The organism is Nodosilinea sp. E11 (genome assembly GCF_032813545.1).
Taxonomy (GTDB): domain Bacteria; phylum Cyanobacteriota; class Cyanobacteriia; order Phormidesmidales; family Phormidesmidaceae; genus Nodosilinea.
Genome location: NZ_CP136520.1, coordinates 2,728,722 through 2,743,781, shown reverse-complemented (window position 1 = coordinate 2,743,781; position 15,060 = coordinate 2,728,722). Strand labels below are relative to the sequence as shown.

The following is a 15,060-nucleotide window of genomic DNA, read 5'->3' as shown; positions in this document are numbered from 1 at the left end:
AGAATTAACAACTGATTATTCCCCAATCTTAGTCTTCATGAAATCAATCATCTTCTTATCTGGTGCTGTTCCGCCTCAAACTGGTGGGGAGCTATATAACTTCAAGGTCTCTAAGTATATAGCGTCCCAAGGGCTTGAACAAGAGTACGTCAGTCTTCACAAATATAAGCTTTTCTTTAAACTTAACCTTTTGCCTTTTGTAGGTAATTTTCTGATTTCTTTGTTTTTGCTAATTGTGATTAAGAAAAGTGATTCCGTTTTGATTGTAGATCACTACTACAGTAAATATACTGTGCTTCTTCAAGCCTTCAAAAAGGCTTTTGGAAGTGGAAAGATAATCACTCTTGTACATCTTTTTGATGGATATAATAGTGCCGACTCTTTCGGTTTTCGAAGATACATTTTTAGTTTTTTAGAAAAAACGAGACTGGTTTTTTCTGATGTTATTGTCGCAACTAGTGAATATTCAAGAAGGGAAGTTATATCATTAGGAATTAGCCCAGATATTGTTTATTCGTTACCCCCTGGTCTGGATCAGGAAGACTCAAACTTACTTTCTGAATCTGAAAGGAATTCAGAGCCCAGAAAAATACTCTGTGTCGCTAATTTTATTCCTCGTAAGGGGCAAGATTATCTGATCAAAGCCTACGCGAGTATTAAGCCTAGCGGGTATACCTTGCATCTCGTCGGATCTCCAGGCAAACATCGAAATTATTATATAAAAATTCAGAGACTTATCAAAAGTCTGAAATTAGAAAAGCAGGTTTTTCTTCATGATGGCAGGAACAAGCAGCTGGTCAAAGAATTATACCTGGCCTCAAGTATATTTGTTCTTCCTTCCTTTAAGGAAACATTCGGAATTGTTCTGATTGAAGCAATGTATTACAAATTGCCCATTATCACTACTAATGTATCTGCTATGCCTGAACTAGTTAAACATAATGAAAATGGATTGCTTGTTTCTCCTGGCAACATTCAAGAGCTTGCTAGGGCTCTCAAAATCCTTACTGAAAATCCCAATATAGGAAAAAATATGGGAAGCCGAGGCTTTGAATTTGTCAAAACCAGTTATCGCTGGGAAGAAACATGTTCTAAATTCACGAAACTAGTTAAATCTTGCTTGAATGAAAGTTGCTAGGGCTTTAGCATGTCATTAATCAGTACTTTTGACAACATGAAAATAGATGTTCTCATGGTTTCTCGTACTTTTCTTCCTATGGAGGGAGGGATTGAGGAATATGTATACAATCGCTGCCTGCAAGATCCTGATCGTATTGTTGTACTAGCAGCAAATTGCCCAGGGGCTGATGAATTTGATCGATTACAGCCATTTCTTGTCTACCGTTGGCCCAATCCTAAAATCTTGAAAAAGATTCTGTTTGGGGGTTTAATTAAACAGTTTATTTGCTTATTTTGGTCGTTTGTGATTAGCATCAAACTTTACCAAAAACATCGGTATCAATATCTTGAGTGGGGGCATGGGTATGACTTTCTGTCCTTGTTGATTCTTGGCTATTTATTACCTATTAAATACATCGTCTATCTGCACGGCAATGATTTGCTTTGTCCACTAAAAAATTCTCTCTTAAAATCTGTTTTTAGTTTGACTCTGAAGCGAGCTAGTTGTATTGTTTGCAATAGCTCTTTTACTAAAGAATATTTAACTAGTAATTTTTTATTCCTGACTCCTGTTCAGGTGATTAATCCTGGCGTTAGACCTGAAAAGTTTGGCCTTTCTTTTGGTGAATATCCTGATCCAGTATCAGTGAAGGCAGTTCGTTATCAATGCAACATACCAGATCATGCGATTTTAATTTTGTCAGTTGGGCGTCTAGTCAAGCGCAAGGGCTTTGATCGTATGATTGCACAACTTCCTGCGTTGGTAGATAAAGGCTTGGATGTTCACTATTTAGTTTGTGGTCGTGGTGCGATGGAAGGAGAGCTGCAAGAACTTGCGCAGCAGTTGGGGATGGGATCGAGGGTTCATTTTGCCGGCTATGTTCCCGATGTGGAACTGGGTAACTATTACGCGGCCTGTGATGTATTTGCCATGCTCACGTTTTTTGATGCGACGGCTGCCAGTATTGAAGGCTTTGGAATTGTTTATGTTGAAGCTGGCTTCTTTGGTAAACCTGTGATTGCATCACGGGTTGGTGGCGTTGTCGATGCAGTGCACCATTTGCAAAATGGTCTTCTTGTCGAGCCTACTTCACCTACTGATCTGTTAGATGCTTTAAGCCAGCTTTGTGCTGACGCAGATTTGCGAGAGCGTCTTGGAAAAACAGGGCAGGCGTTTGCAAAGCGCCAACCGTCTTACCAGGCACTATACCCATCTGTTATTTCTGCATAAGGGGCTGCAAAGGGTTTATGACATCATCTAATACTGTCCAGTCAGTTGCAAAAAGTAGCCTTTGGCTAACTATTAGCTATGGTTTTTCAAAGGCTCTACAGCTGATCTCACAAATTTTTCTGGCTCGTATTCTTACCCCAGAGATGTTTGGTGTCTGGGGCATGGTGATGGTGATAACAACCCTTGCAGAGCTGTTTAAAGATAGTGCAATTGCCCAAGTTTTAGTGCAGCGAGGTCTAGATAATAAGCCATTAGCGGATGCTGTCTACAGTTTGGGAATCACGATTTCAGTGATCATGTTTGTAGCCCAGAGTTTGTTGGGTTATCCTTTAGCTCAGTTCTTTAATGAGCCCATTGTTTGGCCTCTAACAGCCATCACCGCTCTTATTTTTCTGGTCGGGGCAGGAGCCGGATCTCATGGTGCTGTTCTTTCTCGCCGGATGCAGTTTCGTGAACTGGCGATCGCAGATAGCGGCGCGGGGCTCGCCCGTATGGGAGGCGCTGTCGTTTGCGCCTCAATGGGGTTTGGGGTTTGGTCTTTTGCCATTGCAGAAGTGGCCAGGGCGATCGTAGATGCGGGGCTGAAGCGTTGGTTTAGTCGATATCCGTTTCGCTACTACCTGCGGCCCGACCCGGAAGCCGTGCGCAATGTGCGCAGCTATATTAGCAGTCTGGTAGGCATTAACCTGGCTGTCTATGCCAATACTAATGGCGATAACCTGATCGTAGGTCGATTGCTGGGTGCGCAAGCCTTAGGTTTTTATAGCATGGCCTACCAACTGGCTATGCTGCCTGCTTTTGCGCTGTCTCAAATTAACCGAGTGAACCTTGCCGTTATTTCCCAGCGAGATACTATTGGCCAGCAGCGTTATGTGTGCAAAATGCTGGAACTATGCGCTCTATTGTCTGCCCCAATATATGGAGTGGGGTTTGTGATAGCTCCCTGGTTGATTCCACGGCTATATGGGTCTGAGTGGACTGCTGTAGTTCCCTTATTTCAGGTCATTCTGATATTTGCCTATTCCAGAGGCTTTATGTCTATTCTGGGAACGACTCTCAATGCTCTAAATAAGCCCCAGATTAACGCCGCTATTAATTGGGTATTAGTACCTGCCGCTGTTCCGGCTTTTCTAATCGGTGCTAGGTGGCTGGGAATTATGGGGGTTGCGATCGCTGCCGCAGGCGTTATGGGAATCGGTGCTTCGATTTGGTTTTGGCTAGCCACCAGCCGAGTTATGGCATGCCCTTTTCTACTCCTAGCCAAGCCGGTGATTTTACCCACAGGATCTGCTGCGGTCGCTCTCTGGGGAGCCACTCTTCTACCTGACAATTCGCCTTACAAGCTAGCACTTCAGCCCGCTGTACTGTTGCTAATTTACGGATTCGTTCTATCTGTAGGGTCAGCAGGGCGCATTCCTCAGATGCTTATTAGTTTAGTCCGACAGCTATTCAAGACCGAGCCGCCAGAGGCTAAGCCTTTAAATCCTCGTTAGATTTCAATCCTCATTATTGGCTGCTCTTAATCTACTGTTTACTTCGGATGCCAATGCTGCTTTCCCGCCACTGCCCTCAATCCTCAATTGCTGCGCTGACTGTACTAGCCACGATCTGCGCCGGAGGCTGTATTGTGCCGGGACTAGCACAATCGCCTCCTGATACGCTCCCTCTGTCCACCGTCAATACATTGCCATCGCTGTTGCCTGCTTTAATAGTCCCCAATCGATATACCTTAGGATCAGGCGATCGCTTACGGTTAGAGGTTTTTAATGTGCCAGAGTATAGCCAGGAGTATCAAGTTTTATCTGATGGCACTTTGAGCTTGCCCCTCCTTGGCACAGTTGAAGTGGCTGGGATGAGCCTAGAAGAAGCATCTGCAAACATTACTCAGCGCTATAGTCGTTTTTTTCGAAGGCCTACCATTACGCTCATTTTGTTGCAAGCCCGTTCGGTGCAAATTGCGATTGCCGGTGAAGTCAAACGTCCTGGCTCCTATACAGTTACTCCAGAGGGCAGCCAGGCAGAGAGAATAACGGTTACAAAAGCTATTCAACTTGCAGGAGGTATTACCCAATCTGCGAATATTCGTGATATTCAGGTGGTTCGTTCTGGATACGGAGCAACTGGTTCAGACCAAACAATTGTGATAAATCTATGGGAACTGCTGCAGGATGGCAATTTGAGCCAAGATATCGTTCTGCAAGACGGGGATAAGGTTATCATTCCAGAGGCGTTGACCCTAGAGGCAGAGGACGCGAGGGCCTTGGCCTCCGCTAGCTTTGCCCCAAGTGTGATGACTGTATATGTGGTTGGTGAGGTTGCCAATCCAGGCATAGTGGAGATTCCGCCAAACACACCGCTAAATCAGGCAATCCTCGCCGCCGGTGGTTTTAGTAATCGCGCCAATCAAAATGCCGTTGATTTGATTCGGCTTAATGCTAACGGCACCGTATCCCAGCGGAATATTGACATTGACTTTAGCCGCAACATTGAAGATAGTTTGAACCCAGCTTTACGGAACTACGACACGGTTATAGTGAGTCGCTCTGGTTTGTCGCTAGTCTCGGATATCGTCGGAACTATTTTATCTCCCGTGTCAGGCATTTTGAGGATTCTCGATGGCTTTTAAGCTTACGTGCCTCCTGCCTATTATCCTCCCTATTTCAGTGAGGATAACTGCCAGCTTCTAGTGAGTGATTGGCCATGTAAGTAGTTATTATTCAATAGCCGCCAACTTGAATCTTGGAAGTAGTCAATAGCTTCAGAAGGGGGATGATTAAGCCAAGTGGCCCATTGATGAAAATAGAGTGATCGCTAGATAATTTTCTGGTTGTAGACATAGTTATTATAATAGAAGGAGAATTAAGTGATAGCTAAAACTAGCAAATTATCTTGATCATAATCCACTTCAAATGAATGTATCTTTTAGGTCAGCTTTTAATGTTATTATCTTTGAACTAAACGAAAATCAAAAATATTAATTTTCTCATGAATGATGCTATTAAACTCAAAACAAATGAGTCAAAACAAATTTTCTTCCTAGATTTTATAAAAGCAATTAGTATTGTTTCAGCTGTATCGTATCATTCTGTTTTTGTCCCTGCCTCTACCTATTCCGACTCTTTCCTTATACTTGAAATTCTTTTCGCTCCACTCAGATTTTGTGTTCCTATGTTTTTGGCCATTAATTTTCTCCTGTCTGAGCTTAGTTTTGACAGTAAACCTAATGTTGAAACCTGGAATAGCCTAAAGAAACGATTGTCTCGCCTGACAATCCCATGTATTACCTGGTTCTCAATTGCTATTATTCTGAAGCTGTTAGTAGGAAATCCAATGTCAACGTTAATATACCAAATACTAACCGGGGAAATTTTTACTGGTGGATACTATTTGTTGATTGTGCTCCAGTTGACTCTGCTATATTTCTGTTTCAGAGGTCAGTTCAAGAAGCCGATTGTATTGGCTATTCTTATTGCTGCTCAGATCGTTATCTTTCTGGGAATTAAGTTGGCTCTATCTAGCTCTTGTTGGATGGATATAATAACTCTGCTTAAATTATTAAGACGTCCACTGCTGTTCTATTGGTTTGCTTATATTCCCTTAGGAATTTTCTGTCATAAAAATTTATCTTGGCTAGTATCCCAGTCTAGATGCTTATCTTGGAAAGTAAAAGCTTTTATGTTGGGAGGATTGACTATTCTCTTGGTCGCAGAGTATACTCAGCTCAGCATTCTTACTAATGGCTCTATCCCTCCATTAGAATACTTGATGACATCCTGTCTGCTTAGCATCCCTATATTTTTCTTGTGTTTTGCCTCAGTAACATATCAGCAGCTAGGGACTAATCTAGGGGAAATTACACTACTATTTTCGAAGTACAGTTTAGGGATATTCTGTATTAATGGAATTCTCAGTCAGGTTTTTCTTTCATTAGGCAGTCAGTGGTTTTATAATGCTGAATTTAGCTTTGCGGAAATACTGATTGTCAAAATTTTAGGCTGGATCTTTTTGTTTTTTGTCTCTCTAAAAATTTCAATTTTGCTAGAAAAAATTGGCCTTAAAATGCTAGTTTGTTGAATGGAAAAACTGGGGTTGGTGCTGGGAGCACGTCACTCTGGCGATAAGTATAGTGAGCTTTACTGCCAATTTTATATCCAAGCTGTGTAGAATAAAGCTTAAAGATAAAGTCATAGCCCGTCAAGGAATCGATGGCCTCGGCACTCAAAAACTCAATCCTGTCCCAGAGTTGCTTCCGCAACTGGTCCAAGGTCTTGAAACACTTTCCCTTAAGCGGTGTCTTTAGATGCTGCCAGAATCACTCAACTGGATTGGATTTGGGAATGTAAGGTGGTTGAAAGATAGGGATCAGATTCTCCTGCCAAATCAGCCTCTTGGCTCGATGAGCTTGTGCCTGATCTATCTACATCATCGCTATCTCACTACCAGGGTGTCCGATGCCGCATTGATAAGGTGCTGAAAACACGCCCCGCTTAAGTGAGGAGATCCCTAACATAGATGCGAGCTTGAGAGCGGCTCCGCCACCCCATATACCCGAAAAAACTCGCGGACGAGCCATCATTTAAGCTTTAAATTACTACTTCTTATTCTGTCTCATCTTATGGGGGATCGGTACAAGTTTAGGGATGAGATGCTCTTCAAAGCCCTTGATTCTTGCAGGTTTCATGACTGCGTATTGATGCTTGCTGAATAACTGATTTGTGCCATGGCGATCACCTGAGCAACCGGCAGTTTATTCAGCAATACTTTCAACCACATCTACCGGTGTTTTCCCCGCCGCATAGGCACGTAGGGCATTGATGATGTGAATATTTGCTTTGGGGAAAGGAAATTCTTCGATGGTGTCGAGGGTGACCCAGCGCACCTCGTCGCATTCGATCGCTTGGGGATCGCCGCTTAGGTGGGTGCAGTGGTGCACGTTGAGAGTGACCTTAAAGTGCGAATAGGCGTGGGTGACGGTGCAGAGGCGATCGCCTACCGCAATTTCCATCCCCAGTTCTTCTTGAATTTCCCGTGCGATACAGGCTTCGATCGTTTCGCCCGGCTCAAGTTTGCCGCCAGGGAACTCCCACAGGCCGCCCAACAGTCCTTCTTGCTTGCGGCGATCGATCAAAATCTGGTCTTGCTCGTTCCAGATCACGGCGACGCCGATCTGCTTGTGGGGCAAGGGGCCTTTGGTGTCTGACATGGGCAACTCCGATTGAATATTGCGATTATAGGCTTGGCAGTGGGTCTGCCAAGGGCAGCGATCGCACTGAGGATTGCGCCTTGTACATAGGGTCGCGCCTAAATCCATCAGCGCCTGGTTAAAGTCGCGGGGGTGCCGAGGGTCGAGCAACTGTTCTGAGAGTTGCCAGAGGTCGTTCAGCGCCTTGGCAGGAGGCACCGGTAGCGCTACCAGCCGAGCCAGCACCCGCTTGACATTGCCATCAAGAATGGCGTGGGGCAGGTTAAAGGCCGAGCTAAGAATGCCCCCCGCCGTGGTTTTGCCAATGCCCCGCAGCATCGTGATGGCCTCAAAGTCTTGGGGAATTTGGCCCTGGTAGTCGGCCACAATCTGCTGGGCAGCCTGGTGCAAATTGCGAGCACGGGCGTAATAACCCAGCCCTTCCCAAGCTTTGAGCACAGTTTGTTGGTCGGCGGCGGCTAGGTCTTCTACCGTGGGAAACTGCTTGAGCCACTGCCGGTAGTAGGGCAGCACCGTCTTCACCTGGGTCTGCTGGAGCATGATCTCAGAGATCCAGATGGCGTAGGGGTCGTCAATGTTGCGCCAGGGCAAGGTGCGGCCCCAGGCGGTATACCAGGTGAGCAGGGCTACCCGCAGGGCCTCAACAGGAAAATCCGGCCAGGGCTGATGCGCCTGGGCCGGATTGGGGGAAAACGGGTGCTGGTTTAGAACCCTCGTTGTATAAGCACCTGCGACATCGCGTGCGGTATCACAGCGGTCGAGGTTAGCGGAGGAAAGGGGGGAAAGATCGCTCACTCAGGCTCGATGAGGAAGGCTTGACTACTCAGGGTCAGCGACTGAGTCGACCGACATCAGCGAGTGCTCGAAGGCCATGCGCTGTTCGGCACCCCGTAGAAAATACCCGCTCATCATAGCAGAGGCCAGCAGACGACCTAGGTTTTCTCGGTTGGTGGTGATTTCTACGTCGAAGTGCTGGGAGGGCAGGCCGCCGAGCAGGCCGATGATGTTGTGTTCCATCATCTGCTGGACTTCTGTAGAGGTGGGGTTAGACAACTGAGTAATGGTCTCGGGGCTCATGCTGTGAACGTACTGCATGAGAGAGTTAACTTGCTCAGAGCTTTTGAAGCCATTAAATAGGTCTTGGGCTTTACCGGAAGAGTTGCTCACAATGGATACCTCGCTTGGCTGGCAGTGTTGGTGCGATCGCCTGGGTTTATCAGATTGAGCTGGATGCTGTTAGTGTGCCCTGACTAAGGCGTAACCTCACTACTTATATCTAGATCACTATATTTATTGTCTTCATCGCAGTGATCGGTCATTCCTGAAACCCATGTGATTAAGTTAACAGTCTAGGCTGGGTCGCTGGGTAGGTAGAACCGTACTGCAAATGGAGGGGTTCTGCCCCGCTGTTTAGCCTGCCCCATCGCCCGAGAAGCTCATCTGTGGATAGATGTTGGGGGTGAAGTTAACTATCAAGCTATGTAAGAGATCGCTGAGCTAGGGCTTAGTCACCTTAAGGCAACCATCACCTTGCCACAGTAATTTCTGCCACAATTGCCATTAATGTCCCCAAAATCCCCAAAATGACTCTTTCTTCTGCAGCGGCCCCGGCTTCAGATGCCGATCTGGCGAATGCGGCTCTAATCAACCGTTATTGGTCTGTGCGCCAACTCAGTGCGGCTCTCTGTCAGCCTTTAGAAATTGAAGACTATGGCGTGCAGAGCATGGCCGATGTTAGCCCGCCCAAATGGCATTTGGCCCATACTACCTGGTTCTTTGAGACCTTTCTGCTGCGCCCATACCTAGAGACTTACTTGGAGTTTCACCCCAGCTATGGCTATCTGTTCAACTCCTACTACGAATCGGTGGGCGATCGCCATCCCCGGCCCCAACGCGGTCTACTGTCGCGGCCCACAGTAGCCGACATCTACCAATACCGCGCCCACGTCGATGAAGCGATGGCCAAGCTGCTGAGCCGCCAGGCCGACCATCCCGCCGTGGCAGAGTTGACGGCCCTCGGTCTGCACCATGAGCAGCAGCACCAAGAACTGTTGCTCACCGATCTAAAGTACAACCTGGCCATTAACCCCCTGCGCCCCGCCTATCGCCAAGACGTCGCCGTGGTCAAATGCGCTTGCCCTACACCGCTGGAGTTTGTGGGCTTTGCCGGTGGTCTCTATACAATCGGTCACCAAACCACTGACTTTGCCTTTGATAACGAAGGCCCGGCTCACCCGGTGTATTTGCAAGACTTTGCTTTGGCCAACCGCCTAGTCACTAATGGCGACTATCTAGAGTTTATGGCTGACAAGGGCTATCAAACCGCTGCTCACTGGCTGGCTGAGGGCTGGGCCATGGTGCAGAGTGAAGGCTGGCAGGCCCCGCTCTACTGGGAGCAGCGCGACGGCCAGTGGTGGATGTTTACCCTGGGCGGTTTGCAGCCGGTCAATCTGCTAGAGCCTGTAGCTCACCTCAGCTACTTTGAGGCCGATGCCTATGCCCAGTGGCGGGGCTGCCGTCTACCCACCGAAGCCGAGTGGGAAGTGGCCACTGCTCGCCTGCCGGTGGAAGGCAACCTGCTCACCACCGATCATCTGCATCCTCAGCCTGCTAGCGGCAACCGTCAGCTTCAACAGCTCTACGGCGACACCTGGGAATGGACCCAGAGCGCCTACCTTCCCTATCCTCGCTTTCGCCCCGCCCCCGGTGCCGTGGGAGAATACAACGGCAAGTTTATGTGCAACCAAATGGTGCTGCGAGGCGGTTCCTGCGTCACGCCACCGGGCCATATTCGTCCTAGTTATCGCAATTTCTTTCCGCCCAGCGCCCGCTGGCAATTTAGCGGCCTGCGACTAGCGAAGGGGTGAAGGGGTGGATGGGTAGATGGGTGAATGGATAATTGCCTATTTCCCCACCTCTTCACCCTTCACTCTTCACCCTCCCATTCATTCACTCTTCACCCTTCACTCTTCACCCTTCACTCTTCACTCTCCCATTCATTCACTCTTCCCCTCTCCATGCCCTCCCCCTCCCCCATCAAACCCTCCCCCGTCAAGCTCTACGACTTTCACCCGCCGGTAGAAGACTTTCGCAGCGCGGTGCTGCGGGGGCTAAGTTTGCCGCAGAAAATGCTCTCGCCCCAGTTTCTCTACGACAAGCGAGGGTCTGAGCTATTTGATGCCATCTGCCAACTGCCGGAGTATTACCTCACCCGCACCGAGATGGACATTTTGCGGGCTAATGCGAAGGACATTGCGGCGGCTTTGGGCGATCGCAGCTTAGTTGAGCTGGGCAGTGGCAGTAGCCAAAAGATTCGCATTTTGCTAGACGCTGCGCCCCAGGTGGCGACCTACGTGGGGGTCGATATATCGCGCCAGCACCTGCAAGAGGCCTGCGCGGCGCTGATGGCCGATTTTGATGGGTTAGATGCGATCGCCGTCTGTGCCGACTACACTCAACCCCTACCCATTGAGAGTATTCCTGAGCTGCGAAACCGCCCCACCATTGGCTTCTTTCCGGGCTCCTCGATTGGCAACTTAGAACCCGCTGAGGCAATTGCTTTTCTCAAAACCGTGGCGGTGCTAGGAGATTTGATCGTAGGGGTAGACCTAAAAAAATCGCCGATTATTCTCGAACCGGCCTACGACGATACCCAGGGCATTTCTGCCGCCTTTGCCTTGAATGTATTGGTGAGAATCAATCGAGAGCTGGGGGCCAACTTTGACCTGAGCCAGTTTGAGTATCGGGCGCACTACAACGAGGCCAAAGGGCGGATCGAGATGGCGATCGCCAGCCTCTGCGACCAAACCGTGCACCTAGGCGATACAGAAATTGGGTTTAAAGCGGGTGAAACCCTGCGCACCGAGTGCTCTTACAAATACACCGTCGATGAGTTTCAGCTGCTGGCGATGGAGGCTGGATTCCAGCCCGTGCAGGTGTGGATCGATCGGCATCAGCTCTTTAGCCTCCACCACCTGAAGCAGATGTGACACCGAGTACCTATCCCCCAATTATGAGAGGCTAGACACCAGTGTTATCTGGACTCGCCCCCTATGCAGGTTGACTGGCAAGACGTAAAACCCTACGAAGACATCATTTACCAGAAGGCCGATGGCATCGCCAAAATCACCATCAATCGGCCCCACAAGCGCAATGCCTTTCGTCCCAAAACCATCGTCGAGCTGTACGAAGCCTTTTCTAACGCCCGCGAAGACAGCCGCATTGGCGTGGTGCTGCTGACCGGGGCTGGCCCCCACACCGATGGCAAATACGCCTTTTGCTCAGGCGGCGACCAGAGCGTGCGTGGCCACGGCGGCTATGTGGATGAGGGCGGTGTGCCCCGGCTAAATGTGCTGGATTTGCAGCGGCTGATTCGCTCGATGCCCAAGGTGGTGATTGCCCTGGTGGCGGGCTATGCGATCGGGGGTGGCCACGTGCTGCACGTGGTGTGCGACCTCACGATCGCCGCCGATAACGCCATTTTTGGCCAAACTGGCCCCAAGGTGGGGAGCTTTGACGGCGGTTTTGGGGCCAGCTACCTATCTCGCATGGTGGGGCAAAAGAAAGCCCGCGAAATCTGGTACCTGTGCCGCCAGTACAGCGCCCAGGAGGCCCTCGATATGGGCATGGTGAACTGTGTGGTGCCCGTAGACCAGCTCGAAGCCGAAGGCGTACAGTGGGCGCAGGAAATTCTGCAAAAAAGCCCGATCGCCATTCGCTGCCTCAAAGCCGCCTTCAACGCCGACTGCGACGGCCAGGCGGGGCTGCAAGAGCTGGCTGGCAACGCCACCCTGCTCTACTACATGACCGAAGAAGGCTCCGAGGGCAGGCAGGCGTTTTTGGAGAAGCGGGAGCCTGATTTTCGCCAATATCCCTGGCTGCCGTAGGGGAGTAAAGGGGTGGGAGGGTGGATGGGTGAAGAGTGAAGAGTGAAGAGTGAAGGGTGAATGAGTGGGAGAGTGAAGAGGTGGAGAAGTGGACAACCACCCACCCTTCACCTCTTCACCATTCCATTCATACAGGGTCTCGGAACGAGAATCGAGCTACACTTGTACAAATGAGCGGACAGGTTTCCATGCGAGTCGTTACCTTCAGCGAAGCCAGAAATAAGCTAAAAGCCATTCTTGACCAGGTGGTCAACGATGCCGACTACACCGTCATCACCCGGCGAGATGCGGAGGATGCCGTGGTGATGTCGCTAGACTACTTCAATAGCCTGCTAGAGACCGTCTATTTGCTCAAGTCTCCCGCGAATGTGGCCCATTTAGAAGAGTCGATCGCCCAGTACCGCCAGGGCCAAACCACGGAGCGAGACTTGCTCGATGAGTGACCGCCAGCTAGCCTGGACTGATGCTGCTTGGAAAGATTACCTCTATTGGCAAACTCAGGATAAAAAGACCCTAAAGAGAATTAATTCGCTGATTCAGGCGACCAAAACGCTTCCCTTTGAAGGCATTGGCAAACCAGAACCTCTAAAAGAAAACCTATCCGGTTTTTGGTCGCGCCGCATCGACGATACCCATCGGCTCGTCTACGCTATAGATGATCGCTATTTGACTATTATTTCCTGTCGTTACCATTACTAGTCGTCTGCCAAGCCAAAGGTGACAGGTTAGTGGGTTCAAGGTTTAAAGCGTCAGGTTTCAGGTCTGCCATCAACTTGATCCCTGCCCCCCCTCAACGTTTAGGGCCTGTCAAAATAGCTTGGTCAAGTACTAGGTAATTGGTGATTTTTAGGGCACTACTTACCCATGGATGAGCAGTGCCTACTCTACAAAACCAGGTGCTAAGGGGTAAGGCTCAGGCCCTTGGGCTTGCTACACAGCCAATACCTTGCCCCAATGACCTAGGCTACATTTAAACCGATTGCGCCTGAGCGGGGTGCTTGCCCTCGCAGAACTCCTCGACAATTTTGCTGTTGAAGGCGGGTAGATCTTTCGGGTTGCGGCTGGTGACTAACCCTTGGTCGACGACGACCTCTTGATCAACCCATTTAGCACCGGCATTGCGGAGATCGGTCTTGAGAGACGGCCAGGAAGTTAACGTGCGACCCTTGACCACATCGGCTTCAATCAGAGTCCAAGGGCCGTGGCAAATGGCGGCGACGGGTTTGCTAGCGGCAAAAAATTCTCTGACAAATTGAACGGCGCGATTGTCGGTGCGGAGCTGATCTGGGTTAAAGTGCCCCCCCGGTAGCACCAGGGCGTCGTAGTCGCTGGCGCTGACCTGGTCGAGGGTGCAGTCGACCGGGATCTTGTCACCTTTGTCCTGGTGATTCCAGCCTTGAATGGAATCGCCCTCGGGGGCAACGACATGCACTTGGGCACCGGCTTGCTCTAGTGCTTGTTTGGGGTCGGTGAGCTCAACTTGCTCAAAGCCATCGGTGGCTAAGATCGCCACTTTGCGGTTAGTGAGTTTTTGGGCCATGCTGCTTCTCCTGAATGATCAAAGTTGGCAATAGTGGTATTGCAATGGCTAATGTTTAGCTTAAGTAGCTAGGCTAGGGGCAGCGTCTAGCTGTGGGCGGAATTGATCTATTTGGGGCAGATGCTGTAATTGGCGTAGATTGGGTACTGGCAAGGTGCAGGCGATCGCCCTCAAACTGCGGGGTGAATGCTATCAGCAACATCGTTCTCACCCGGCTCAATACCGAGAAACCGTTGTGATGGCGCTACGACGACTCAAAGGGTGAATGATGCTCAGAGCTATTGATCGAGATCTTTGGGTGATCGAGCAGCCGCTGCGTTACTTTGGCTTGGGCATCGGTACCCGCATGACGGTGATACGGTTGGCGGGCAATCAACTGGTGATTATTTCGCCCATTCAGGTGAGTGAGGCGCTGGTGAACCAGCTGAATGAGTTGGGAACAGTTGCCCATATCATTGCGCCCAATCTCTATCACTACCTGTTTGCCGCTGAGTTTAAAGCGGCTTACCCAAACGCGACGTTTTGGGCGACGGCGGGGCTCAAGGCTAAAAAAACAGAATTAGCGATCGATCGCGCGATTTGCCACAGGCAAGGCTTCGCCAACGCCGCCGCCGATAGTCCGTGGCCTGGCCTGGAGTACTTATTCTTTGACGGGTTCAAAACCCTTGGCCCAGGCGGTCCGGATGCCCTGGAGGAATGGGTGTTTTACCATACCGACAGCCGCACGTTGATTCTGACCGATACGGCTTTTTGTTTTGATGAAAGCTTTCCGTGGCTAACGCAGCTGGTCACGCAAATTGGCGGTGGCTACAAACGTCTGAGCCCATCGCTGCTAGAGCGCGTGGCGACAACCGATAAACAGCCGGTCAAGGCCTCGGTAGAGCAGGTTTTGCGCTGGAATTTTGAGCGGGTGATTGTGGCCCACGGCAGGATCGTAGAGCGCGACGGCAAACAGCAGTTCAAACGGGGCTATGAAAGCTTCTTGGGGTGCTCACTAGCCTGACTACCCTGGTCTACTAGCTTTGGAGCGGCTATAGCAGGCCAGCCCCTGGGGGGCAGATGACGATCGCCCATCTGAGTG

15 protein-coding genes are annotated in these 15,060 nt (G+C 49.7%); 12 read left to right on the top strand and 3 right to left on the bottom strand.

Annotation, left to right across the window (positions count from 1 at the left end):
• Positions 1-37 precede the first annotated feature (37 nt).
• From RRF56_RS14480 to RRF56_RS14460, 5 genes are all read left to right on the top strand, one after another.
• Positions 38-1,138 (top strand): glycosyltransferase family 4 protein, encoded by a 1,101-nt coding sequence (locus tag RRF56_RS14480; protein ID WP_317033875.1) that lies wholly within the window; start codon positions 38-40, stop codon positions 1,136-1,138.
• Positions 1,139-1,147: 9 nt separating this feature from the next.
• Positions 1,148-2,350, top strand: a complete 1,203-nt coding sequence (locus tag RRF56_RS14475; protein ID WP_317033874.1) for a glycosyltransferase family 4 protein — start codon at positions 1,148-1,150, stop codon at positions 2,348-2,350.
• A gap of 17 nt (positions 2,351-2,367) precedes the next feature.
• A complete protein-coding gene (locus RRF56_RS14470) occupies positions 2,368-3,843 on the top strand; it encodes a lipopolysaccharide biosynthesis protein (protein ID WP_317033873.1) in 1,476 nt (491 codons plus the stop codon).
• A 53-nt stretch (positions 3,844-3,896) separates the two neighbouring features.
• Positions 3,897-4,976: an SLBB domain-containing protein gene (locus RRF56_RS14465; RefSeq protein ID WP_317033872.1), complete on the top strand. Its 1,080-nt coding sequence runs from the start codon at positions 3,897-3,899 to the stop codon at positions 4,974-4,976.
• A gap of 359 nt (positions 4,977-5,335) precedes the next feature.
• Positions 5,336-6,424 (top strand): acyltransferase family protein, encoded by a 1,089-nt coding sequence (locus RRF56_RS14460; RefSeq protein WP_317033871.1) that lies wholly within the window; start codon positions 5,336-5,338, stop codon positions 6,422-6,424.
• A gap of 673 nt (positions 6,425-7,097) precedes the next feature.
• Here the strand turns inward: RRF56_RS14460 and mutY are convergent.
• Both mutY and RRF56_RS14450 read right to left on the bottom strand, forming a co-directional pair.
• Complete coding sequence (mutY, locus tag RRF56_RS14455) at positions 7,098-8,189, bottom strand: A/G-specific adenine glycosylase (RefSeq protein WP_410510610.1); 1,092 nt, start codon at positions 8,187-8,189, stop codon at positions 7,098-7,100.
• Positions 8,190-8,372: 183 nt separating this feature from the next.
• Positions 8,373-8,720, bottom strand: a complete 348-nt coding sequence (locus RRF56_RS14450) for a DUF760 domain-containing protein (RefSeq protein WP_317033869.1) — start codon at positions 8,718-8,720, stop codon at positions 8,373-8,375.
• Between the two features lie 416 nt (positions 8,721-9,136).
• Between RRF56_RS14450 and egtB the strand changes: the two genes are divergently transcribed.
• From egtB to RRF56_RS14425, 5 genes are all read left to right on the top strand, one after another.
• Positions 9,137-10,420, top strand: coding sequence for an ergothioneine biosynthesis protein EgtB (gene egtB, locus RRF56_RS14445; protein WP_317033868.1), 1,284 nt, complete (start codon positions 9,137-9,139; stop codon positions 10,418-10,420).
• 150 nt (positions 10,421-10,570) lie between these two features.
• The gene (egtD, locus tag RRF56_RS14440; protein ID WP_317033867.1) at positions 10,571-11,542 is read left to right on the top strand and encodes an L-histidine N(alpha)-methyltransferase; all 972 of its coding nucleotides are present in this window, start codon (positions 10,571-10,573) and stop codon (positions 11,540-11,542) included.
• 63 nt (positions 11,543-11,605) lie between these two features.
• On the top strand, positions 11,606-12,439 hold the full coding sequence (menB, locus tag RRF56_RS14435; protein WP_317033866.1) for a 1,4-dihydroxy-2-naphthoyl-CoA synthase: 834 nt from the start codon (positions 11,606-11,608) through the stop codon (positions 12,437-12,439).
• 188 nt (positions 12,440-12,627) lie between these two features.
• On the top strand, positions 12,628-12,882 hold the full coding sequence (locus RRF56_RS14430) for a type II toxin-antitoxin system prevent-host-death family antitoxin (protein ID WP_317033865.1): 255 nt from the start codon (positions 12,628-12,630) through the stop codon (positions 12,880-12,882).
• Entirely contained in the window at positions 12,875-13,138 is a 264-nt protein-coding gene (locus tag RRF56_RS14425; RefSeq protein WP_317033864.1) for a Txe/YoeB family addiction module toxin, read from the top strand. The genes RRF56_RS14430 and RRF56_RS14425 overlap by 8 nt, the downstream gene beginning before the upstream one ends.
• A gap of 271 nt (positions 13,139-13,409) precedes the next feature.
• Here RRF56_RS14425 and RRF56_RS14420 read toward each other — a convergent pair whose 3' ends face one another.
• Entirely contained in the window at positions 13,410-13,979 is a 570-nt protein-coding gene (locus RRF56_RS14420; RefSeq protein WP_317033863.1) for a type 1 glutamine amidotransferase domain-containing protein, read from the bottom strand.
• Positions 13,980-14,118: 139 nt separating this feature from the next.
• Between RRF56_RS14420 and RRF56_RS14415 the strand changes: the two genes are divergently transcribed.
• Both RRF56_RS14415 and RRF56_RS14410 read left to right on the top strand, forming a co-directional pair.
• Positions 14,119-14,244: a hypothetical protein gene (locus tag RRF56_RS14415; RefSeq protein ID WP_317033862.1), complete on the top strand. Its 126-nt coding sequence runs from the start codon at positions 14,119-14,121 to the stop codon at positions 14,242-14,244.
• Positions 14,245-14,982 (top strand): DUF4336 domain-containing protein, encoded by a 738-nt coding sequence (locus tag RRF56_RS14410; RefSeq protein WP_317038336.1) that lies wholly within the window; start codon positions 14,245-14,247, stop codon positions 14,980-14,982.
• Positions 14,983-15,060 lie beyond the last annotated feature (78 nt).